Annotated in this window: 19 protein-coding genes; 13 read left to right on the forward strand and 6 right to left on the reverse strand. The window is 61.8% G+C overall.

Translation table 11 applies throughout. The annotated features are described in order from the left end of the window. Positions 1-341: 341 nt before the first annotated feature. Positions 342-635, reverse strand: coding sequence for a hypothetical protein (locus ACIQAL_RS17635; protein WP_166595917.1), 294 nt, complete (start codon positions 633-635; stop codon positions 342-344). Positions 636-775: 140 nt separating this feature from the next. Here ACIQAL_RS17635 and pbpC point away from each other — a divergent pair, with 140 nt between their 5' ends. From pbpC to ACIQAL_RS17650, 3 genes are all read left to right on the forward strand, one after another. Continuing rightward, positions 776-3,076: a peptidoglycan glycosyltransferase PbpC gene (gene pbpC / locus ACIQAL_RS17640; protein WP_401147859.1), complete on the forward strand. Its 2,301-nt coding sequence runs from the start codon at positions 776-778 to the stop codon at positions 3,074-3,076. A 727-nt stretch (positions 3,077-3,803) separates the two neighbouring features. Continuing rightward, positions 3,804-5,480, forward strand: coding sequence for a collagen-like triple helix repeat-containing protein (locus ACIQAL_RS17645; RefSeq protein WP_401147689.1), 1,677 nt, complete (start codon positions 3,804-3,806; stop codon positions 5,478-5,480). Between the two features lie 183 nt (positions 5,481-5,663). Beyond that, positions 5,664-7,340 carry a ShlB/FhaC/HecB family hemolysin secretion/activation protein gene (locus tag ACIQAL_RS17650; RefSeq protein WP_401147691.1) on the forward strand — a complete coding sequence of 559 codons (1,677 nt, stop codon included), beginning with the start codon at positions 5,664-5,666 and terminating at the stop codon, positions 7,338-7,340. Between the two features lie 276 nt (positions 7,341-7,616). Here the strand turns inward: ACIQAL_RS17650 and ACIQAL_RS17655 are convergent, their stop codons facing one another. Continuing rightward, complete coding sequence (locus ACIQAL_RS17655) at positions 7,617-8,027, reverse strand: response regulator (protein ID WP_166595914.1); 411 nt, start codon at positions 8,025-8,027, stop codon at positions 7,617-7,619. Positions 8,028-8,078: 51 nt separating this feature from the next. Next, positions 8,079-8,300 (reverse strand): Flp family type IVb pilin, encoded by a 222-nt coding sequence (locus ACIQAL_RS17660; RefSeq protein WP_401147694.1) that lies wholly within the window; start codon positions 8,298-8,300, stop codon positions 8,079-8,081. A 331-nt stretch (positions 8,301-8,631) separates the two neighbouring features. Here ACIQAL_RS17660 and cpaB point away from each other — a divergent pair, with 331 nt between their 5' ends. The 8 genes from cpaB to ACIQAL_RS17700 all read left to right on the forward strand — a co-directional run bounded on the left by cpaB (position 8,632) and on the right by ACIQAL_RS17700 (position 16,122). Continuing rightward, on the forward strand, positions 8,632-9,579 hold the full coding sequence (gene cpaB / locus ACIQAL_RS17665) for a Flp pilus assembly protein CpaB (protein ID WP_401147696.1): 948 nt from the start codon (positions 8,632-8,634) through the stop codon (positions 9,577-9,579). A 69-nt stretch (positions 9,580-9,648) separates the two neighbouring features. Next, positions 9,649-10,857, forward strand: a complete 1,209-nt coding sequence (locus tag ACIQAL_RS17670; protein ID WP_401147862.1) for a type II and III secretion system protein family protein — start codon at positions 9,649-9,651, stop codon at positions 10,855-10,857. Further along, positions 10,854-12,053, forward strand: coding sequence for a pilus assembly protein (locus ACIQAL_RS17675; RefSeq protein ID WP_341960156.1), 1,200 nt, complete (start codon positions 10,854-10,856; stop codon positions 12,051-12,053). Before ACIQAL_RS17670 ends, ACIQAL_RS17675 begins: the two co-directional genes overlap by 4 nt. Continuing rightward, positions 12,050-13,312 (forward strand): CpaF family protein, encoded by a 1,263-nt coding sequence (locus ACIQAL_RS17680; protein ID WP_166595909.1) that lies wholly within the window; start codon positions 12,050-12,052, stop codon positions 13,310-13,312. The genes ACIQAL_RS17675 and ACIQAL_RS17680 overlap by 4 nt, the downstream gene beginning before the upstream one ends. A 21-nt stretch (positions 13,313-13,333) precedes the next feature. Then, positions 13,334-14,218 carry a type II secretion system F family protein gene (locus ACIQAL_RS17685; protein WP_166595908.1) on the forward strand — a complete coding sequence of 295 codons (885 nt, stop codon included), beginning with the start codon at positions 13,334-13,336 and terminating at the stop codon, positions 14,216-14,218. Between the two features lies 1 nt (position 14,219). Next, positions 14,220-15,107, forward strand: a complete 888-nt coding sequence (locus tag ACIQAL_RS17690) for a type II secretion system F family protein (protein WP_401147700.1) — start codon at positions 14,220-14,222, stop codon at positions 15,105-15,107. Between the two features lie 8 nt (positions 15,108-15,115). After that, positions 15,116-15,844, forward strand: coding sequence for a tetratricopeptide repeat protein (locus ACIQAL_RS17695; protein WP_401147702.1), 729 nt, complete (start codon positions 15,116-15,118; stop codon positions 15,842-15,844). Then, positions 15,841-16,122, forward strand: coding sequence for a DUF3613 domain-containing protein (locus ACIQAL_RS17700; protein WP_401147705.1), 282 nt, complete (start codon positions 15,841-15,843; stop codon positions 16,120-16,122). Before ACIQAL_RS17695 ends, ACIQAL_RS17700 begins: the two co-directional genes overlap by 4 nt. 195 nt (positions 16,123-16,317) lie before the next feature. Here the strand turns inward: ACIQAL_RS17700 and ACIQAL_RS17705 are convergent, their stop codons facing one another. Together ACIQAL_RS17705 and ACIQAL_RS17710 are read right to left on the reverse strand one after the other, a co-directional pair. Next, entirely contained in the window at positions 16,318-17,079 is a 762-nt protein-coding gene (locus ACIQAL_RS17705; RefSeq protein ID WP_401147707.1) for a response regulator, read from the reverse strand. Between the two features lie 151 nt (positions 17,080-17,230). Continuing rightward, positions 17,231-17,701: a prepilin peptidase gene (locus ACIQAL_RS17710; protein ID WP_401147710.1), complete on the reverse strand. Its 471-nt coding sequence runs from the start codon at positions 17,699-17,701 to the stop codon at positions 17,231-17,233. A gap of 75 nt (positions 17,702-17,776) precedes the next feature. Here ACIQAL_RS17710 and ACIQAL_RS17715 point away from each other — a divergent pair, with 75 nt between their 5' ends. After that, a complete protein-coding gene (locus ACIQAL_RS17715) occupies positions 17,777-18,247 on the forward strand; it encodes a TadE/TadG family type IV pilus assembly protein (RefSeq protein ID WP_166598345.1) in 471 nt (156 codons plus the stop codon). Further along, positions 18,237-21,014, forward strand: coding sequence for an ATP-binding protein (locus ACIQAL_RS17720; protein WP_401147713.1), 2,778 nt, complete (start codon positions 18,237-18,239; stop codon positions 21,012-21,014). The genes ACIQAL_RS17715 and ACIQAL_RS17720 overlap by 11 nt, the downstream gene beginning before the upstream one ends. Positions 21,015-21,024: 10 nt before the next feature. On the opposite strand, the gene ACIQAL_RS17725 is transcribed toward ACIQAL_RS17720, so the two are convergent. Next, the gene (locus ACIQAL_RS17725; RefSeq protein ID WP_401147715.1) at positions 21,025-23,034 is read right to left on the reverse strand and encodes a pilus assembly protein TadG-related protein; all 2,010 of its coding nucleotides are present in this window, start codon (positions 23,032-23,034) and stop codon (positions 21,025-21,027) included. Positions 23,035-23,065: the final 31 nt, after the last annotated feature.

A 23,065-nucleotide genomic window follows, 5' to 3' on the forward strand; every position in this document is an offset into this window, starting at 1 on the left:
GTGGGAGCGAATTCATTCGCGAAGATCGTACAGCCGATGACGATGTGTCGGCTGTACGCATGTCTCGCAAATGAATTCGCTCCCACAGGGGTGTTGTGGGGTGTCAGGGATTGCGGCGTAGTTTTTGGATCGTTTCCGCGCTCTGGGTGGGCACGTGATCATCATTCGGTCGCGGTTTGCCTGATGTATGCGGTTCAACTGTGGGAGCGAATTCATTCGCGAAGATCGTACAGCCGATGACGATGTGTCGGCTGTACGCATGTCTCGCAAATGAATTCGCTCCCACAGGGGTGTTGCGGTGTGTCAGATGAAGTCTGTGAATGCGTCCGACCACATGCCGATCAATGAATAATCCAGCTCAACAACCACAACCCCAGAAACAGCCAGATGATCCCGAGGATGATCGAGGCGCGCATGAAGGCGCGGATCGCGGAGTACAGGAACATCAGGCCAATGATCAGGGCGATGATGCTGATCAGTGAAGTGTCCATCCCCAGCGTGCGCGACAATCCGTCGACGAAATTGCCACCGGCATGAGTGAACATGTTGAACAACCAGCTTAACCCGTCAACGACGAAGCGGATCACCGCCCCGATGACCTGGCCCAGCCATTCGAAAACGCTTTCTACCTGCATGTCTGCTTCCTGATGAAAGGGGTGAAACGGAAAAGGGCGTGTTCGCTTTGGCTACGGATGGGCGGGGCGAGTTCCCTAGAGCATAAAGGCTCTTTGGCATGAGGCGCGGAAAACTTGCCCTGCGCCTGTTGCGCGGATTCATGGTCGGCGCTTTGGGCCTGTGCTTGCTGCTCTGGCTTGCGGACAGAATCTGGCCGTTGCCCCTACCCAAGGACGATCTCGCCCGCGTGGTGCTGGCCGAGGACGGCACGCCGCTCTGGCGTTTTGCTGATGCCAATGGTGTGTGGCGCTACCCGGTCACGGTGGATCAGGTGTCGCCCTATTACCTCGAAGCGCTGCTGACCTACGAAGACCGCTGGTTCTATCAGCATCCCGGCGTGAACCCGATGGCGTTGGTCCGGGCCACGTGGCAAAACCTCAGCGGCGGCCATGTAGTGTCGGGGGGCAGCACGCTGTCGATGCAGGTCGCCCGGTTGCTTGATCCCCACGCCCGAACCTTGCCCGGCAAATTGCGCCAGTTGTGGCGAACGATGCAACTGGAGTGGCATCTGTCCAAGCAGGAAATCCTCGGTCTGTATCTTAATCGCGCGCCCTTCGGTGGGACGTTGCAAGGCGTGGCGGCGGCGAGTTGGGCGTATCTCGGCAAGTCGCCACAACAACTGACCCGCGCCGACGCCGCGCTGTTGGCGGTATTACCACAGGCGCCGAGCCGCTTGCGTCCGGATCGTCATCCGCAACGCGCTCAGGCCGCTCGCGACAAGGTTCTCAGGCGCCTGGCCGAGTTCGGCAAATGGCCGCAGAAGTCGGTCAACGAAGCGCTGGAAGAACCGCTGCTGCTCGCCCCGCGTCAGGAACCGACCCTCGCGCCACTCTTGGCGCGGCGCTTGAACCGACCGAACAGCCCGCCGTTGATTCGCACGACACTGGACGCCGGTTTGCAGCGTCGCCTCGAAGACCTGTTGATGGGCTGGCGCGCGCGTTTACCCGAGCGCACGTCAGCAGCGATTCTGGTGGTCGAGGCCGAGAACATGGCGACGCGGGCCTACGTAGGCTCTGTGGACATTGGCGATGACAAACGCTTCGGCCACGTGGACATGGTCAATGCGCTGCGCTCTCCGGGTTCGACGCTGAAACCCTTTTTGTACGGCAAGGCGATGGACGCAGGGCTGATCCATTCCGAATCGCTGATGCAGGACGTACCACGTCGTTACGGCGATTACCGACCTGGGAATTTCTCCTCTGGTTTCAACGGCGCGGTGGCGGCGAGCTCGGCGTTGTCGATGTCGCTCAATCTGCCCGCCGTGCAACTGCTGGAGGCTTACGGCCCGAAACGCTTTGCTGCCGAACTGCGCAATGGCGGGGTGCCGTTGACCTTGCCGCCACTGGCTGAACCGAACCTGGCGCTGATCCTCGGTGGCGCGGGCAGTCGGTTGGAAGATCTGGTGGGCGGCTACAGCGCGTTCGCGAGGGGAGGGCGCAGCGCCGACATTCGCTTGCAACCGGAAGATCGTCTGCGTGACCGGCCAATGATGTCGCCCGGTGCAGCGTGGATCATCCGGCGGATTCTGAGCGGCCAGTCGCGCCCCGATCTCGACCCTCACGCCGAGCTGGTGCAGCGACCGCAACTGGCCTGGAAAACCGGCACCAGTTATGGCTTTCGCGATGCCTGGTCGATTGGGGTGGGGCCACGATTCCTGATAGGCGTGTGGATCGGCAGACCCGACGGCACGCCGGTGCCGGGGCAGTTCGGACTGGCGTCGGCGGCGCCGCTGATGTTGCAGGTACACGACCTGTTGGTGAACCGCGATGCCCAGCGCAACATCCTGCCGCCCGTGCAACCGGTGCCGCTCAGCGTCGGCGTGGCCGCGATCTGCTGGCCGATCGGGCAGACCATGAACAAGAACGACCCCAACTGCCGACGTCAGCGCTTCGCCTGGACGCTGGACGGCACCACGCCGCCGACCTTGCAAGCCACCGATCAGCCGTTGGGATTGGGGCTGCTGGAGAAAGTCTGGGTCAACGACAAGGGGCTGCGTGTCGGCGCCAGTTGTCCGCAGGCTGAACCCCGTGACATCGCGCTCTGGCCTGCGCCTTTGGAACCGTGGTTGCCGAAGAGTGAGCGCAGAGACGCGCGCTTGCCCGCGGTCGATCCCTCTTGCCCGCCCCAGGGCTTGAGCCTGGCCGCACCTATTTCAATCGTGGGCGTGCGCGAAGGCGATCAACTGCGTTTGCCCACCGGCAGCCAGCAGCAGTTGCGATTGAAGCTGTCGGCCCTCGGCGGCAACGGTCGCCGCTGGTGGTTCATCGACGGCGCGCCAGTGGGGGATACGGCGAATCAGGACAGCTACACCCACACCTTCAACCGCTTGGGGCGCTACCAACTGAGCGTGCTGGACGAAAGCGGGCAGACCGCGCGGGTGGAGTTCAGTGTGGTGGATTGAACGACTTGGCGGGGATTCCCGGCACACTGCATATTCGCCTCTGCCGACAGTGCAGAAGACTCTGCGGTCTTGGATAAGTTTTTTTTACGCATCGGTGGTGTCAGAAAGACCGCGCTCAGAGAGTTTACGACAGCTGCGCAGCCGATCGCAGGCAAGCCAGCTCCCACGGCCTTCGGCCCGAATCAAAGTCTGAATCGCGCCACAAATCTGTTTCTGCCGAAGGGCGTGGGAGTTGGCTTGCCTACGATCTGCCGGGCACCGGCAGCAAACCCTGTGCACGCGGTGTACCTGACACCACCGAGGTGTCTGGCCTTGCTGCCGCTTCACGCCAGATCGCAGGCAAGCCAGCTACGCCTTCGGCAGAAGCAGAACTGTGCAGGTCGAACACCCACATGCCTGCGGCAGACGCAAAGCTGTGTGTCTTTCGAATCTCTGCATGCCTTCGGCAGGACACGAGATTTTTTGAGCGCCTCGGACCTGTCAATTACGACTATATAACTTTCGTCTGCGCGGGCTGTGACGGTTATTTATGTCGCTACTAATGCCCTGATTTAAAACACGATTTTCACACCTTCAGTCACCCTTTCTCGCAGGTATATAAGGCGTTAATACCAAGTTGTGAGTTGCCCAATCCCCTTCCAAAGCCTGTCATGGCGTCATGGACAAGTGCTTTTCGGCTCAAGCCGGGAGGCCAATAAAACAATCGTGTTTTGGAAGGATTCTCCCCATGAAAACCCAGATGTTTTTCGCATCATCGGCATTGGCACTTGTTCTGGCGGTCAGCTTGGGTGGGTGCAGCAGTGGCGGTGGCGGTTCGAAAAGTCACGTAGAGGGTTCCTCATCCACAGCGGGTACATCGGGAGGGTCAGCCAGCGGCGGAACCACCGATGGCAGCGGTTCGGGCGGCACCGGTAATACGGGCGGGACAGGAGGCACAGGCGATACCGGAACAGTAGGTACGGGCGGAACAGGCGGAACAGGCGGAACCGGTGGTGGCGTGGTTGACGGCGGCACTGGAGGCACGGGCGGAACAGGTGGTACAGGCGGCACTGATGGTGGAACCGGCGGAACCGGTGGCGGTACTCCGGTGATCCGGACACGCAGCACGACCGCACAGACCAGCGTCGATCTCGGCAGCGTCCTCGGTCAGGTGGGCGATGCGGTCGTGGGCGTGGGTGATGCCGTGTCGTCGGTGCCGATTGCGGGCAACACCGATCTGACCTCCGGCGCGGGTGGCCTGGTTTCATCCCTTGGCTTCGCGGCGAACAGCGTCAGCGGCGGTTTGGTCGATGGCCTCGGCACGCTTGGCACCGACAGTAATTCCCTCGGCATGACGCTTTCCAGCGTCGGCACGGCGACCGGCGACCTCGGCACGGGCGTCTCTTCCCTCGGCACTGGCGTGTCGAAATTTGCTCGATCCTCGGCCATCGAACAGGTGCCGTTGGTGGGCACCGTGGTCGGCGGCGCAGGCGATCTGGTCGACGGCGTAGGTCAGAAAGTCACCATGCTCGGTGACACCCTCAGCGCCGCCACCACCAGTGGCCCGCTCGGCTCGGCCACGCAAGCCATCGGCGACAAACTGGTGCCGGTGGTGGCGATGCTTGAATCGACCACCAACAAAGTCGGCAGCGCGACAGGGCTGGGCCAGCCGGTGAATGGTTTGCTGCAAAACGTCAAAGGCACGCTCAACAACGTCGGCAGCAGCTTGCAAAACGGCGCGCAGAACAATCCGCTCACCGCAGGGCTGGGCGGTTCGCTCGGCGGCCTGGGTGATGTGGCGGGCACGGCAGCCGGTTACCTGCAAGCCAATGCCGGCACGGGTGGCGGCACCACGTTGCCTGGCCTGCCGGGGCTGCCCAGTGTTCCGGGCTTGAACGGCGGCTTGCTTGAAAACGTCGGTGGTGTGGTCGCTGCCGCAGGTTCGGGGCTGACCGCCGGTTCTGGCGGCGGTCTGCTGGGCGCTGCAGGTTTGAATGGCACCGGCGTCGGCACCACCGTCGCCTCCCTCGGGCCGATCCTCGGCGGCAACGGGGTCGCCAATACGGCGCTTGGCGCACCGGTGGCGGCACTGACCAACAACGTGGCATCCGCGATTACCCCGGTCGTGACCAACGTCGCGAGCGTCACGCAGAACATCGGCGGGGCCACGGGCATCGGCGCACCGGTCAACGGCCTGCTCACGCAAGCGGGCGGCGCAGTCAGCAATCTCGGTAGCCAGATCGCCGCGACCAACGCCAACCCGGTCACCACGGCGGTTGGCGGCACGGTCTCGACACTGGGTAATACGGTCGCTCAGGTGGGTGGCCTGGTGAATGCAAATGGCAGCGCGTCGAATGGCGGTGTCGGCGGGTTGCTCAACGGGGTTACAAGCGTCCTTGGCGGTGGGTTGGCTACGCGTAAGTAAGAAGTGCTGGGCAGTTTGAGAACGTTCGCGAGTCCGTTGTCCGCGATGCAGTGTTCTTTCTCCAGCTTGCTTCGCTAGCGACTTCTCCCACAACGCCTACGCTTGTTTCAGACAGGGGAGTCGGAAGATCCCCTGTCTTTTTTTTGCCCGCGCACCGCTGCTGTTGGCCAATGGAGTGTCCTTATGCGTGCTTGTATCCCTGTCTTTGTGCTGGGTGTTTCTGTCTCTCCTTTCTTCGCGAACGCTGAACCGCTTCCCAGCTTCCTCAACAGCAACGACCGCGAGCGCACGCTCCCGGTGCCCAACCTCCCCGCTGATGCCTACCGTCCTGCGACGCCCGCCCTACAGGTGCCTGCACCCCCGTCCGACGCCACGCCCTTGATGATGAGCACCAAGGTCGGCGTGCGCAAAATTCGTATCGAAGGCGGCACGGTGTACCCGCTAGAACAGCTCGGCGCTGCCTATGAACCCTTGATTGGCCGCGACGCCACACTCGCCGAATTGATCGAGGCCACGCGCGGCATCACCCGGCGTTATCAGGATGACGGCTATCTGTTGTCCTACGCGTTCCTGCCGCCGCAAAATTTCGATCAGGGGCTGGTGCGCGTGGTGCTGGTGGAAGGTTACGTGCGGGATTATCGGCTTGAAGGTGACATTGGCAACGTGTCGGCGTACCTGCAAAAGCTCGTCGACAAGATCAAGCAGGAGCGTCCGCTGACCCGCAAGACGTTCGAGCGCTACACCTCGCTGATGAGCCGGGTGCCGGGCGTGACCTTGCAGGCTCAAGTGCCGCCACCGGGCACCACGGACGGCGCGACCACGTTGATCGCCCAAGCCTCGCGCAAGCCCTTCACCAGTACCCTGAGCACCACGGACGATAACCGCGATGGCTTGCAAGCGTTGCTCGGTTTGAGCAGCAACGCGCAGACCGCCATGGCCGAGCAACTGACCTTCAGCGGCCTGTTCCCGCCCGGAGACGACAAAGAGCATTACTACCGTCTGGATTACAGCCAGTACCTCAATACCGAGGGCACCCAGCTGAATCTGTCGGCGTCTCACTACCGCAGCGAGCCGGGCACCAACGTGGCGTTGGACAATGGGTTGGAGTTGAAGCAACGGCGCGACAACGACCGGTTTTCCATTGGTTTCACTCACCCGCTGATTGCGGCGCAGAACGAATGGCTGAGCGCAGGGGCGCGGCTGTACGCGGTGAATGACAAGACGCGTTACGACGTGATCGGTTTTCCCTTGAGCGTAAAAAGTCGCACCGACATTCGCGCCGTGGCGGTGGAAGGCGACTGGCGCAGATCGACCGACCGGCAACTGCGGATTCTCAGCGCCGGGGTGTACCAGGGTATCGACGGCATGGGCGCGAAGACCGACGACAGCACGTACGACCTGGACTTCTTTCGGGCGCGGTTGTCGGGGGTGCAAAGCGACAAGTTTTTCGAGCATTGGCAAGGGGTGTTTTCCGCTGCGTTGTACTGGAGCGACGACACCTTGCCAGACAGTGAGCGGGCGCAGTTTGGCGGGCAGAATTTCGGTCGGGGCTATCCGACGGATCAGGCGTCGGGCGACAAGGGCTGGGGCGTGGCGTATGAGGTCAACTACAGCTTCACCCGTGACGGCAACTGGGTGAAAGTGCTGCAACCGTACGTGGTGTTTGATGCGGCACGGACGTGGTTCAACGAACTGCCGGTCAAGGATTCGAAACTGTCCTCAGCGGCGGGCGGACTCAGGTTTGGCGATGGCCGTTATTACAACATCGCGCTGGAAGCCGCCAAGCCGATGTCAGACGTCGGGCTGGACAGTTTCAACCGCAATCCCAGGTTCACGTTGAGTTTCAGTTATCAGCTTTGAGAGAGGAGGGCGGTGTGTCGGGCTTTGGCGTGGGCCTGATATACCGCCTTCGCTGCCGTCGTAACCTTCGGCGTCTCCCACGAGTCTTATGCCGTTCTGAACACTTGTGATCGGCACCGAGGGAGCTAGAGGGCGAGGCGTTCGGTTCGGGCTTGCCGCAGAACCTGTGGGAGACGCCGGAGGTTACGACGGCAGCGAAGCGGTGTGTCCGGCGACGGATAGGCCGACGGGCATACCACCTTGATGGTCATTGGGAATCCCGGTCGAAAGGAAGGCTCAAGGCCCGACCTGATACACCTTCGGTTTCGGAAACAGGTTGTCGAGGGTTTCCAGCAGCCGGACGTGGTAGATGGGTTTGCGGAACAGGTCCAGCACGTGCAGGCGCAGGAGGTCGCTGACGTCTTCCATGTCCGCGTGGCCTGAGGTGACGATGACCGGCAGGTGCTGGCGCGACGTATGCTCGCGAAGGCGTTTGATCAGCGAGATGCCGCTTTCCTCCGGCATCCGCAGATCAGTGATCACCAAGGCAATGTCCGGGTGCTCGGTCAGCAGCTTCAGCGCTACTTTGACGGAGGGCGCCGTGAAGCAGCAAAAACCCTCGCCCTCAAGCAACTCGGCCAGCTCTTCGTTGGCGTCCTCTTCGTCGTCAACGAGTAGTAATTGTTGGCGTGTAGGAGCGGCGGCCATAAAGACAATCCTTAGTGATGGAGATTTCCTTAGAGTAGGCGCCTTTTGAGATTAGCTGCCTGAACTGCCCGAACTCCCTGATGATCCAGAAGTCGGTGTCAGCGCCGTCGTAATGCTGCTGAAAGTATTGGTCAGCGCGGTTTTGACGCTTGGAGAAATACCCACGATAACCAGCGCAACCATCGCAATGATGATGACGTATTCAACAGCCGAGGCACCATCTTCTCGTTTGAGAAATTTTTTGATCCATCTAGCGGTTTTTGCAAGGTACATCTCACTTCTCCTCAGCGCATGAAGCGCGTTACTGCACGCAAAAAGCGTTTGCCAATCCTTCGTACTCACAGCATTGACCCCATTTCCACACTCCACAATCGCAAGAAAGCATTAATCCGAAAGTGATAATGCCAAGCGGCCCACAGGCCGTGGCCCGGCCCCTCCGAACGGATGAATGCATGGGAAATTTCCGACGAATGATGGCGTTTTGAATGACCTCGTCTACCTTCATAAGGCGAAAAGGAAGAATGTTCACAGCCAACTGACTGATCGGTTGTCTCGAACCGTTTTCGAAGTGATCCGCAGAGCGGTAAGGCACAGGAGGGCCGTCATGAGCAGTCGCGTCACACTAGGGCTCGCTGTACTTTTTCTGCTGGGTGCGCTGTTTGCCGGGTATTGGGGATTGGTCTTGAGCCGCCAACCCGCGCCTGCACCTCAAGCGCCTGTCGCACAGACCGTTACCCCGGTCGCCGCCCCCGTTGTCGAAGAAAAACCCTCCGAAGACCCCACCCGTCAATCCGTGCTGGTGCTGGCTCGCGATCTTCCCGCCTATGAGCCCATCAAGGCTGACGACCTGATTGTCGAACGCCTCAAAGTCGCGCCTGCCGGAAGCTTCAGCAAACCGGATGAGGCCATCGGCCGCATGTCGTGGCGCCCCCTCACCGCAGGCACCTGGCTGACCGACAGCAGCTTCGACGCCGGTGGCTCACTGGCTCGGATGATCCGCCCCGGCGAGCGAGCACTGGCGCTGTCCATTGACGAAATCATCGGTGCCGGAGGGCAGTTGAGCCCCGGTGATTACGTGGATGTCCTGCTCTACCTGCCTCCGGACCAGGCCAATAACGACCGCAGCGCGCAAACCGTCGTTCCAGCGTTACGCGTGCTCAGTGTGGGGGCGTTGATGGGGCCGGTGAATCAGGGCCAGGACGATCAAGGCATCAGCCGCGACGAACGCGCCCAACAGCAAAAAGGCAGGGTCAATGCCCGGAGCGTGGTCGTCGCGGTGCCGGAAAAGCTGCTCAACCGTTTGATGCTGGCCTCGCAAGCCGGACCTCTGCGCTTGGCTGTGCGCAGCGCTGACGAGAAAAATCTTGAGCGTTACTGGGCGGGCGACAGCGACATAGCCCTGCAGCTGGACACCGCGAATCGCAACGTCACCCACTTCAACCAACTGAGTCTGCAGCCCAACGTGGCGGTTCGCGCCAGCGGGGGTGCCCCGCGCGGACCGCGGCCGGTGGAAGTCATTCGTGGCAATCAGATCACGCAGCAAACCCCCTGATTCGAGCAAGGATTGCACTTGATGAGCAGCCGTTCCAAACCGGTGTTGAACCGTATCGCGTTGGCCTTTATGTCTCTCGGCCTGTATCAGGGCATCGCGGTGGCCGCGCCGACCGGGTGTTCGGGACTCGCCGCCATGCCAGCGGCCACGGAGATCGGCCAGGGCGTACAGCAAGCTATCCGCTCGCCTGTCGCCATTACGCGTCTGGCGGTGGGCGATCCGAAGATTGCGGATGTTCATGTGAACGGCGACGACAACGGCGGCTTCCTGCTGACCGGGGTGGGACCGGGCACCACCAGCCTGATGATCTGGACGGCGTGTTCCACCTCGCCCCGGCAAAGCATGGTGTTCGTGCGTGGCACTGCTAAGACGGCGATGACTGACACCCTGCTGCCACCTTCCGAAGACCCGCTGCTGCCCAGTCAGGTGCAAACTGACATCCGTTTCGTCGAGGTCAGCCGTACCAAGTTGAAAGAAGCCAGCACCTCGATCTTTGGCAGAGGCTCGAACAATTTCCTCTTCGGCTCCCCCGGCACCGTACCCGGCGTGACCGTGACGCCGGGCACAGTGGGCGGCACGCGACCGGCGATTCCGCTCAGCAACAACAACTTCAACATCGTCTGGGGCGGCGGCAGCAGCAAAGTGCTGGGCATGCTCAATGCCATGGAAACCAGCGGTTTTGCCTACACCCTCGCCCGGCCCATCCTGGTGGCATTGAGCGGGCAGAGCGCGAGTTTTCTGGCCGGTGGCGAATTCCCGGTGCCGGTGCCCAACGGCGAAGGCAACGGCATTTCCATCGAATATAAAGAGTACGGCGTGCGCTTGACGCTGACGCCGACCGTGGTGGGCCGCAACCGCATATCGCTGAAAGTCGCGCCCGAAGTCAGCGAGCTGGATTTCACGGCGGGGGTGACCATCGCGGGCACCACCGTACCGGCGTTGAACGTTCGCCGCACCGACACCAGCGTCTCGTTGGCCGATGGTGAGAGCTTCGTGATCAGTGGCCTGATCAACACCAGCAACATCGCCTCGGTGGACAAGTTTCCGGGGCTGGGCGACATCCCGATCCTCGGCGCGCTGTTTCGCAGTTCGCAGATCAATCGCGACGAGCGTGAGCTGCTGATGATCGTCACCCCGCACCTGGTTCAGCCGATGGCAGTGAATGCGCCGTTGCCGTCTCTTCCGGGGGAAGGGCTGCGCAATTACGACCCGAGTTTCCTCAAGATGTACTTCCTCGAAAACGGCAGCTTTGATCGCCGCAGCGGGTTATCGCAATGAGCCAGGGACCGAGCCTCAGCCAGACGTTTCTGGCCATCACACGCAACAGCACCGACCTCGAATGGCTGCAGGGAGCGCTGGCCCCACTGGGTCAGGTGGTCAGCGCGGGCACCGGCAGCCTCGATGAACTGCTGGCGCTGGTGGACGTGACGTTCGCCAGCGTGGTGTTCGTCGGCCTTGATCGCGAGCATTTGATGAATCAGAGCGCGCTGATCGAAGGCGCACTGGAGGCGAAGCCGATGCTGGCCATCGTCGCGTTGGGTGACGGCATGGATAACCAGCTCGTGCTCAACGCCATGCGCGCCGGGGCGCGGGATTTTGTGGCCTACGGTTCGCGCTCCAGTGAGGTGGCCGGTCTGGTGCGGCGCCTGAGTAAACGCCTGCCGCCCGTGGCGCCGAACCCCAACATGGGTGGCCTGACCGTGATCTACGGCGCCCAATGCGACGGCGACGGCGCGCTGGTGTCGGCGCATCTGGCCCTGGTTGCACAGCAGAAGGAGCAGCGCACCCTGCTGTTGGATCTGGGCATGCCTCGCGGCGACAGCCTGGCCATGTTGAGCCTCGAATCCTCGTTCAATTTTGGCGATGCCGTGCGCCATTTGCGTCGTCTTGACTCCACCCTGATCGACAGCGCCTTCACCGTTCATCCCACCCAACTGCGCATTCTCGCGTATGGCGAGGACGACATGTCGCTGGAACACACCAGCGCCGCCGAGCTGTACATGTTGCTCAGTGCGTTGCGTCAGCACTTTCAGCATGTCGTGGTGAACCTGGTAGGCCAGCCTGACAGCGAGTCGCTGCGGACCTTCGTCACCCATTGCGATCAGCTGCTGTGGTACGTCGATCAGAACGTCATCGAATGCCGTCGCAACCTGGCGATCCTCAATCTGTGGCGCGAAAAAGGCCTGAAGTTGCAGCAGGGCGGGTTGCTGGTGGACAAGTACCTGCGCCAGGTCACGCCCAACGCCGAGGCGCTGGAGAAGACCTTCGGGCTGCCAGCCATGGCGGTTTTGCCGCTCAGCCCCGAGCTGCGCCTGAACGCGAAAAATCAGGGCCTGTCGCTGTTTGAACTGTCGCCTCGTGAGTCCTTGAGCACCGGCTTGAAAAACCTGGGCGAGCGGATGGCCAGTCAGAACCAGACGCCGGAGAAACCCCGTGACGGTTGGCTCGGACGTTTACTGGGAGCGCGTAAATGAAAGGCGAGAAACTGTTCGGCGTGTCGTCGCGTCCCCAGGATGCGGGCGGCGACGGTCAGGGTCTGAAGCTGGTCCTGCACCGCTACATCATTGATGCCATCGAAGAAAGCGGACGCAACCTGCTGGAAGGCACGCGCCCGGCGCTGGCTCAGTTCGTCACCGACAAAGTGGCCGAATACGTGGCGCGGCTGCGGCTGGCGATTTCCCGTTATGAGATGGAGCGGCTGGCCGAGGAACTGGTGGATGAACTCACCGGTTTTGGCCCGCTGGAAGTGCTGCTGCGGGACAAGTCAGTGACAGAAATTCTGGTCAACGGCCCGAACAAAGTGTTCATCGAGCGCGAAGGTGTGTTGCACCATTCGGACCTGCGCTTCATCGATTCCCACCACGTCGAGCGTGTGATCCAGCGGATTCTCGCGCCGCTGGGACGTCGTCTGGACGAATCCTCGCCGATGGTCGATGCGCGTTTGCCCGACGGCAGCCGGGTCAACGCGATCATTCCGCCCATCGCGCTGGACGGGCCGTGCGTGTCGATCCGGAAATTCCGCAAGGACATGCTCAAGAGCGCCGACCTTGTGGCGATGCAGACCATCGACCAGTCGATCTACGACTTTCTTGAAACCGCCGTGAGCAAGCGCTGCAACATCCTCATCAGCGGCGGTACGGGGACCGGTAAGACCACCATGCTCAACGTCATGAGCCAGATGATCCAGACCCAGCAGCGGCTGGTGACCATCGAAGACGTCGCCGAATTGCAGCTCGGCCACCCCCACGTCGTGCGCCTGGAAACCCGCCCCCCCAACGCCGAGGGCCATGGCGAGGTGCGCGCCAGCGACCTGATTCGCAACGCCCTGCGGATGCGCCCCGACCGGATCATCCTCGGCGAGATTCGTGGCGTTGAAGTGCTCGACGTGCTGACCGCGATGAACACCGGCCACGACGGCTCCATGAGCACTGTGCACGCCAACAACGCGCAGGATGCCTTGCTGCGGCTGGAGACGCTGGTGGGGTTGACGGGCCGACAAATCGCCGAGAAAACCTTGCGGCAGATGATCTGCGCGGCGCTGGACGTGATCATCCAACTGACGCGCATGCCTGATGGGCGACGCTGCGTCAGCGAGGTGGTGGAAGTGGTGGGCGTGCGGGACGACGTGTACGTCACCAATACGTTGTTCCGCCTCGATCGGCGGACCGGCTTCGGTTTCTTGCGCGAGGCCATGAACCCCGCCGGGGACAAGCTGCGGCAGATGGATTATTAGGCAGGGGCCAGGGAGGTTCAGGTGAAAGGCGCGATTATCCTCGGGCTCGTCTTCATGTTGCTGATGCTGCTGTCGTTCTACCTGTTTTATCGCGGGCTGAACCAGGGCGCTCATGACCGCGTCATGGCGCGCCTGTCATTGGGGCAGCCTGAACCTGATGCCGCGAAACCGGGTCTGGCGCGAATAGAACGCGCCTTTCTGCGGGCAGGGTTGGGGCGGCCCACCGAGCGCCTGCCGCTGGCCCTCACCGTCTGGGCGATGGCGATGTTGCTGGGCTATCTGCTGCACGACGGGTTTGGTCTGATGCTGGGCATCTTGCTGCCGGTTATCGTGTTGCGTTTTTACGTCAGCTTTCGCTATCGGCGTCGGGTGCGACGCATGATTGAGCAATTGCCGCAGTTGCTCGATCACGCCGTGCGCAGCCTGAAATCCGGGCGCACGTTGGGTGATGCGATTCTGCACAGCATCGACTCGGCGAGTTATCCCTTGAACGACGCCATGTCGCGCATCAAGCGCAACGTGCAAATGGGCGTTTCATTACCAGACGCCGTGCAAGACTTCGCTGAGCTGTACGAGCGCGATGAGTTTCAACTGTTCGCCATGGGCTTGCGGGTCAATCACCGTTACGGCGGCAATGCCAGCGAATTGCTCGACAACCTGATTCGCTTGATCCGTGAGCGCGAGCAGGGCGCACGGCAGTTGCGGGCGATGACCGGCGAAACCCGCATGACCGCCGTGGTGCTGGCGCTGCTGCCGGTGGGCATGGTGGCGTACTTTCTGGCAGTGAACCCGAACTACCTGCTGCACATGTGGAACGACGGTTCGGGGAAGACCATGCTGATGGTCGCGTTTGGCATGCAGACGGCGGGCTGCCTGGCGCTGTGGCGCATGTTGCGGAGCGTGTGAAATGGCCTTGTTGCTCAGCGCATTGATGTTCTTCATCGCCGGCTTCTTCCTGCTGCTGACCGTCGCCCGCCAGCGCCGGAATGAACGCCTGGTGATGTCGCGACTGCAAGGGGTGGTCGCCCGCGACAGTCGCGTCAGCACGTTATTGCGCTTGCTGGGTGACAGCCGATTTGGCCAGCGTTCGGTCAGCCTGGACAGCGAAACCCAGACATTACTGAACCGCATCGGCTGGCGGCGGGCGAGCCAGCGTTCGTTGTTCGCGGCCTGCCAGGTGGGTGTGCCCATCGTGGCGGTGTGTCTGGTGACGCTGGTGCAGGCGCTGTTCTTCAGTGACGTCGAATACCCGCTGCTGGCGCCGATGTTTGCGCTGGGTCTGGGCTACCTCGCGCCAAAGCGCATTCTGGCCACGGCGGCCATGCGCCGGCAAAAACAAGCGGTCGCGGAAATCGCCACATTCATTCCGCTGCTTCGCATCCTGTTCGAATCGGGCATGGCGGTGGAACAGGCGCTGCGGGTGTTGAGCAACGAGGGGCGAAGCCTGCTGCCGGTGCTGTCGTCGGAGCTTCGGGTGATGCTGGTGCGTATCGACTCAGGTCTGGAACTGGGTGATGAGCTGAACAAGATGGCCGCCATATTGGCGGTGGATGAGTTCAGCGACACCTGCGTCATTCTCAATCAGTTGATTCATCAGGGCGGCGGGGCGATGAAGTCGCTGCTGGCGCTCAAGCAGTTGATCGATGACCGCCGTTTGACGCGGCTGCAGGAATACATTTCCAAGCTGTCGGCAAAGATGTCGATCGTGATGATGGTGTTTCTGTTTCCCGCGTTGTTGATCGTATTGGCCGGGCCAGGCTTCGTCGCCATTGGCAAGGCATTGGGTTCGCATTAGGAGATCGAATGAAAGCGCTCATCGCAGTAATAGGCCTGGCGTTGCTCAGTGGTTGCGCCGCTGACGGCACGGCACCCTGGCTGGCGCAGGCCACGGCGGGCAGCTGTGCGAAGCCGACGTCGGATCAGGAACTGGCGTTGAACATGGCGCAGGACATGGCCGATGAAGGCCGTTTGCACGCGAGCCTGGCCCATCTGGAAAGCCTGCCGCCAACGTTGCCGGATGTGCGGCTGCGCAAGGCCCGAGTGCTGCGTCTGTTGGGCAGCAACGAGGCCGACCCGCTGTACAAGAGTCTGATCGGCACCTGTCGGGCTGCGGAGGGCGAGCATGGACTTGGCCAGCTCGCGGCAGCGCGGGGCGATAACAATCAGGCGCTGATGTATTTGCAGGCGGCAGTGAAGCTGTCGCCCACTGACGAGAAAATCCGCAACGACCTGGGTGTCGTCTACCTCAATCAGCGCAAGCTCGACCTGGCACGCTTTCAGTTCCTCACGGCGATGGAACTGAAACAGCCCGATACGTTGGCAGCGCAGAACATGGTCACGTTGCTGATTTATCAGGATGACTGGACGCAAGCGGCGGAACTGGTCTCGCGCACGGGGTTGACACCCGACCAGGTGAACGACGCCCAGGCACGTGCCGAGAAACTCAAAAACACCCCGGCCGGAACGCCACTCAAGGCCGACAAAGTCGCCGCCGTCATCGACGCTCCGACGGTCGCAGGGAGACAACCATGAAGCGCCTATTGTTGACGGGTTTGTGCATGCTGACGCTCAGCGGCACAGCCTTCGCCATCGAACCCGGCCCGTCCTCCTCCTCGCAAAAACAGACCGAGGACTGGCTGCAACTCCAGGCCAGCGGCAGGGCCGCGTCCCCCATTCCCCAACCCCAAGCCCCCATCGAGCGCGACCTGACGATGCAGCGCTGGCTCAACACCTACCAGCATCCGATCCCGGATTTTTATGACCAGAAGAAGGGGGGGAGTGTGTCGGGGAGCAGTTCGGGGAGTAATTGAGAGCGGGTTGAGTCCACTCACATCTTTGCCGCCTGCACTGGCCATTCGCGAATGAATTCGCTCCCACAGTTGAGTCCGCGCCAGGCTCAGACTTCTCGGCGCAGATGAACCTCTGTGGGAGCGAATTCATTCGCGATGCGCCGTACAGGCGCTAGATATCTGTCGCCTGATCGATTTACGCCGCAATGCCGTCGTTCAATGCGCCGTCACCCGCGCGCGCGCGGCACTGGGTGACAGGGCCAGGGCCAGTTGGGTGCGGTTGTGCATGTGGGTCAGACGCAGGACCTGGGAGACATAGAGCTTCACCGTGTTTTCGGTGATGCCCAGTTCGCAGGCGATCTGGTAGTTGGTCTGTCCTTTGCTCACCAGCCTTGCGACGTCGAGCTGGCGTGGGGACAGTTGTTCGAAGATGGCGGGCATCTCGAAGTCGCCGTCGCTTTCAGCCTGTGCGGGCTGGGCGATCTGGCGGGATTTGTCGAGGTCCTGGCAGAGGTCGTCGATGGACGCGGCGAGGAACTGCAACTTGTCGTTGAGATGGCCCAGGTGCTGGACGTTCTTGACCCGTTCTTCCAGCGAGTCTTCCTGCCGCCGTACGCCTTCGAGCAGCTCGTTCAGATCGACAGGTTTTTGGTAGTAATCGGCGATCCCCGCACGCAGGGCCTTGATCACGTCCTGCTTCTCGGCGCGGCCCGTGAGCATGATGGACTCGAAGATGCGCTTCTTGCCCGCCAGCAGTTTCAGGGCCTCCACCAGTTCGATGCCGTTTAGCCCCGGCATGTCCAGATCGCACAGCACGATGGCGATGGCGCTGTCGTCGCGGAACCGTTCCAGCGCCTCACGGCTGGAGTAACACGGCACGCAACGGTAACCGCTGCCCTCCAGAAACTCGCTGATCTCATCGACGATGAGCGGTTGATCGTCGACCACCAGAACCTTTATTGCCGATTGCTTGTTCACGCGCTACTCCCTGCTGCGACTACGGCTGAACCGGGCCCGGTGCCTTGCCTATCCTTTATGGCAACCACTGTAGGACAGTTCTCTGCCCGGACGTAGGAACAAACCTAGACTCACTTTCGGACTATGTACATAGCGTGTGATGGCAATTCGACTAGTGGACCCAAATGAGGGTAGCGATGCACCCCAAAAACAGGAAAGGCACGAAAGGCTGCTTTGTTGACGTTTCGGGCGACAGCTGTGGATAACGTGTCCTGACCCGTTGACCCACCTGGCGCCATATTCTCTGGCGCATGAGCAACCAGGCCACGCTGGTCACGCCAGCACCGATGAATGTGCCCAGCACCAGCTCCGGGTCGCTGGCGAGTGCCAGGGCGATCAACAGTTTCACATCCCCTGCGCCGAGCCTGCCCAGCGCGTACCCCGGCAACGTCAGCAGCAGCGTCAGCAGCAATGCCCACCATGGCTGCGGCGACGGTGCACCCAGCCAGCTTTCACCGTTCATCACCAGATAGAACACCGCGATCAGCCCGGCGCCGAAGGTCAGAACGTTGGAAACCCGCCTGGCGCGAGCGTCCTGATCCGCGCATACGGCAAACCACACCAGTAGGAAAAGTAAATTCATTGGGTAAAAAACGTCCTGTTTTCCGTAAAGAATCTATGCTCCAAGCACGGTAGCACTGTCAGGGTAGACGTCGGCATGCGCAGGATCGCTCGCAATTTTTCCCCCATCAGGCAACGTGGCGCCGCCGCCATCGAATTTGCCCTCGTGTTCGTGATTTTCTTCGCGATTTTCTACGCGTTGGTGACCTACAGCCTGCCCTTGCTGATGATGCAATCGTTCAACAACGCCACCGCCGAAGCGGTGCGCCAGAGCGTGGCCATCAGCCCCGGCAGCGCCACCACACCCGCCGCTTACGCCACCTTGGTCACGACTCAGGCCAAGTCGGCATTGACGACACAATTGGCCTGGATTCCGTCGGCGCTCGGCTTCAATCCCACCTCGGATGCCACTGTCAGCTTCGACGGCAAATTGCTCAAAGTCCGGATCGATTACCCCAAAAGCAAGCTGACTCAGGTCATGCCGGTGCTGACGCTACCCGGAATCGGTGACGTGCCGAATCTGCCGACCTACCTTTCTGCTGAAGCGAGCCTGCAACTTGCCCCTTAAAAATGAAATCCTCAACCGTTGGCTCGGGCGCGGCGATGCACCTTCCGGGCGCGAACCGGAATCCCTGAGTGTCGAGCCCACTTCAATCAGTGCGGACTGGCACATGCAGCTGGATCAGGACGGGCATGTCACCAGCATCAGCAAGCCGTTGCGCAGCGCGTTGGGGTTGGGGGCGTCGACGGCGCCGCCACAGCGTTTGTTGAGCTATCTGATGCCGAGCAGCGCGCTGGTGGTGGAAGGTTCGCCGCAGGAGTGGCTGGGGCACATGCTCGATCTGGATTTCAAACGACCGGGCGGCCAGGTGTTGCACACGCGCGGCTGGGTCCAGGCGCAGTCGACGAACCTGCCCGGCAGTTGGTTGCTGCAATTGCTCGACATTGGCGACCTGATGGAAGAAGCCAACGTCGCGCAAAGCCGTCAGCAGTGCCTGCGGGTGGCCGGGCAGATCGCAGAGAAAGTCCGGGGATGCCACATCGACCGGTTGCAAGCGGTGACCGCCGAGCAACTGGAAGAGCTGGCGCAGAATTATCGGGTGCCCTGCCTGGCGCTTGCGCTCTCAGAGCCCAGCGGTCTGGGCTGGCGCATCTTTGCCCATTACAACGCTCACACTGCGCCGCAGCTGTGGCAAGACGGACAGCGCCTGGGCACCGACCTCGATTCACTGAACGGCACGGTCACGCACCAGATCGACTTCGACGCTCCCAGCCATCTCGTGCATCTGCAAAGTGCGTTTGGCAACGCCGAGGGGTTTCTGTTGCCCCACCACAAAGAGGGCTCTGTGAAGGCGTGGATGTTGTTCGGGTTTTACGATGCCGCGCAACAGGCGCCTGAGCTGGGGGATCGGGAGTGGATGAACCTCTGCTCGGCACTTGCCGGGCCCATCCTCTATCGCCATGCCGATCAGGCGCACCGCCATCAACTGGAACGGCTTGCGGTGTTGCAGGACCTGCTGGGCACCGGCTGGTGGGAATTGCTGCCCGACACCGACGAAGTGCAGCTCGCGCCTCAGTTGGCGAGGACGCTGGGCCTGCCGGAGACCAGCGACGTGCTGCCCCTTAGCCAGTGGCTACAACTGATTCACCCCGCCGACCGGCACGAGCTGGAAAGCCGCCTTGGCGGGTTGCGCGAGCATGGGACGCCGATGTTGTCCTGCGTCCGGTTACGTGACGACGAGGGCGCTCACCCGCCGGTCTGGCTGCGGATTCAGGGGCAGGAACTGGTCAGCGGGCAGGCGCGCCGGGTGCTGGGCTTCATGCTCGACGTCAGCGATATCAAGAACCAGGAAACTCAGGCCGCGGCCGCTCACGCCCGGCTGGACAACCTGATCGCCAGTTCGCCCGCGGTGATCTACGTGCTGAGCTACGACCGGGGCAGCCTTGAACCGACGTTCTTCAGCGCCAGCCTGACGCCGGTGTTGGGCTGGACCCAGGCGGAATGCAGCGACGGCTTGCTCACGCAATACATTCACTCCGACGACCGCGACGTCTGGTTTCAGCGCACACGCCAGTTGTTGCGGGAGGGCGTGGTCAGCTGCCGGTATCGCCTGCGGGACAAAAAAGGCGAGTACCACTGGCTGCTGGACGAGGCGCGGTTATTGCGCGATGACTTGGGCATGCCGGTGGAGGCGGTCGGGCTCTGGCTTGACGTCACGGAAGCGACACAGGCCACCGAGCGCGTTCGAGAAAGCGAAGAGCGTTACCGGATTCTGGTGGAAGATTCTCCTGCGATGATCTGTCGCTACACGCCGGACCTGGTGCTGAATTTCGGCAACCGGCCATTGGCGGATTATCTCGAATGCACCCCTGCGCAGTTGCCGGGGGTGAACCTCGGGGAATGGTTTTCGGCCGAGCAGAAAGAGGCGTTCGTGAAGCGCATCGAAGAGCTGACCCCGGAATCACCCATGAGCACGTCGGAAATCTGTCTGGAGCTGCCGGGGCGCGAGCACGCGTGGTGGGTCTGGGCTGACCGGGGCGTGTTCGACGACAGCGGCAAGCTGATCGAGATTCAGGCGGTGGGCCGCGACAACACCGAAATCCGCCGCACCCGCATGCAGCTCAATCAGAGCGCCAAAATGGCGACCCTCGGCGAGATGGCCACGGGGCTCGCGCATGAGATCAACCAACCGCTCAACGTGATGCGCATGGCCGTGGTCAACGTCCTCAAGCGCTTGAGCAACGGCGAGGTGGAAATCGATTACCTCACCGACAAGCTCAATCGCATCGACACCCAGGTGCAGCGTGCAGCACGGGTGGTCAACCACATGCGGGTGTTCGGGCGTCGCTCGGAAATCGAGCAGCAACTGTTCGACCCGATCGATGCGGTGGACGGCACGCTGAACATGCTCAGCGAGGGCATGAAGGGCAAAGGCGTCGACCTGCGCATCGGTGAGCCGGGAGCGCGGGTGAGAGTGCGCGGGCACGTCGATCAACTGGAGCAAGTGCTGATCAACCTGATGGTCAACGCCCGGGATGCCCTGCTTTCCAAGCGCGAAAAAGACCGCGATTTTGAGCCCTGGATCGCCCTGCATGTCGAACAGGACGAGCAGACGCTTTGGTTGATCGTCGAAGACAACGGTGGCGGCATCGACCCGCGCCTGCTGGAGCGGATTTTCGAACCGTTCTTCACCACCAAACCCGTGGGCGTGGGAACGGGGCTGGGGCTGTCGGTGAGTTACGGGATCGTCGAGCAGATGGGCGGTCGTCTGAGTGTCAGCAACTCCAGCGAGGGCGCGTGTTTCCGGATTGCGTTGCCGATTGTGCGGGAGTGAGGTTTTTCGCTCAGATCACCAACTTCGCCTGCCCCAGATTGCAGCTGAGGTTGGCGCCGACGTCCACGGCGTTGAGGTTGACGCCGAGGCCTTTGAGCAAAGGGTCGATCAGGCCGCTGATCAGCGGGGTCAGCGTGCTGGCCAGAACCTGGTCAAGGGCCGTCGTTATCCCGCTGAGTACTGTTCCCAGATTGCTAAGCAAATCCCCCAGCCCATTGCTGACGGTGGGTTTGTACATGTTGACCTGAATCCCCGACAGCGCATTCGACAACAAGGCGCTGGTCGGCGTCGTCAGGACGGGGGAGGGAGGAAAATAGGCCGCCTGATTGATCTCCGGCAGGTTGGGCGAGATGTACGTAAACGGCGTGCCCGTGACGCCCAGCGAAGTATTCAGGCTCACACCGATGCCGCCCCCCGCAAACGCGGTTCGCGCGCCGCACGTGCCGATGCCCAGAACCAGATGGCAGGTCTTGATGCCGATATCCAGCACTGGCAAGGGGCCGGGAACCATCGTGGCCGGATTGGTGCTCGCGGGAAATGCCGCAGCCGGGTCAATCTTGCCGACTTTCAGATCCACGATGGCGGACTGGGTCTGAGTGGTCAGTGATTTATTGGTATTGGTGGTGCAGGTGTACCCGGTGACATAGCTTTCGGCACTGGTGGCGGTGAGCGCGATGTCGAGGCTGACGCTGTTGCTGCTGTCAGAGAGCCATTTAAGATCGAGCGTCTGGCACCCGGCACCCAAGAGGCAGGTCACTGAGTTGACGACGCCCACAAGATCCAGGTGCAGCAGGCTGCTGACCGTCGGCGTCAGTGGGGCGATGAGGTTGGTGGCGGCATTGGCCAGGGAGGCGATCCCATCCAGCGCCGGCAGTTTCACGTTCAGCAGTGTCTTGACCTGCGCAGTGCGCACGTAGATGCGGTTGGGGCCGGTTCTGGGGTTGGGGTCTTTGATCGCGAGTTTAGGGTTGCCAATGGCAGACAGCTGGCCAGGTTCAATCACTTGTACGCGAGCGTTGACCTGAGCCAGCCCTGCGAGATTGATCGGAAAGTTGGCCACCAGGCCATTCTGTTTGTTCGCCAACTGGGCGAAGCCTTCTACGAGGTCCATCAGATTGACTTTGGTGTTGAGCGCGGCGATGTCGGTCCCGCCCTGAACCTGAAGCAAATTGCCCAGCACCACTTGCGTCGAGCCTGCCGCCACCTTGAGCGCCTTCAAACCGAGCACGGCTGCAGTGGCGCCGAGTGTGCCATTGGGGTCGAGCACGTTGATTGCCGATTGCAGGAGTTGGCTGACCGCAATGTTGCTGCTCAACAGTTGCGTGTAATCGAGGGCCGACAGTTTGATGTCGCTCTTCAACTGATCCAGGTAGCCGAGCAGGCTGATGTTGCTGTTGGCCAGCCCCTGCCAACCTGCGACATCCAGATTGACACTGCTGCCCAGAAAACCGCCGATCAGCGGATTGAGGATGCTCGCGTTGGCGGTATTCAATTGCAGCGCGGTGTTGCGGATGGTCAGGGCTGCCACGGGCGGCACCCCGGCAGCCACCGCCACCGCACTCAGTTGAACGTCCGGCGGCGACGGCGTGGTTTCGAACATCGCACTGACACCGGCAGCGATGCTCCGTGGCACGCTGTGGCTGACCGTGACCTGAATGGCGTCAGAACGGGTGGCGTCGACCGCGAAGGTGCGACGGCTGTCAGTGCCGACGATCAGGATGCCGCAGCGGGTCGCCAGGGTACGGGTGTTGTCGGAAACCGTGAAACCGTTGCGGGTCGCACTTTGCGTGGCGTACGTGCTGGCGGTGTTGCTGCCGGTGCAATCGCCGCCGCGACTGGCAGCCTCCAGCGCTGCCACATCCGCCACGCGCTGCAACGAGCGTTTTTCCATGTAGAGTCGCCCGCTGTCGACCACCACCAGGGTGCACAGCAGGGCCAGAGCCAGAGTCAGCGCGGCCATCAATCCTATGGCGCCACGCTGCCGGTCCCGACGTGCGTAGGGGTACATCAGGGGAGACATCCAGCACTCCTTCGGCAAAGCCGTCGCTACT

Origin of the sequence: Pseudomonas sp. NPDC088368 (assembly GCF_044753445.1) — a bacterium.
GTDB classification, from domain to species: domain Bacteria; phylum Pseudomonadota; class Gammaproteobacteria; order Pseudomonadales; family Pseudomonadaceae; genus Aquipseudomonas; species Aquipseudomonas bambusae.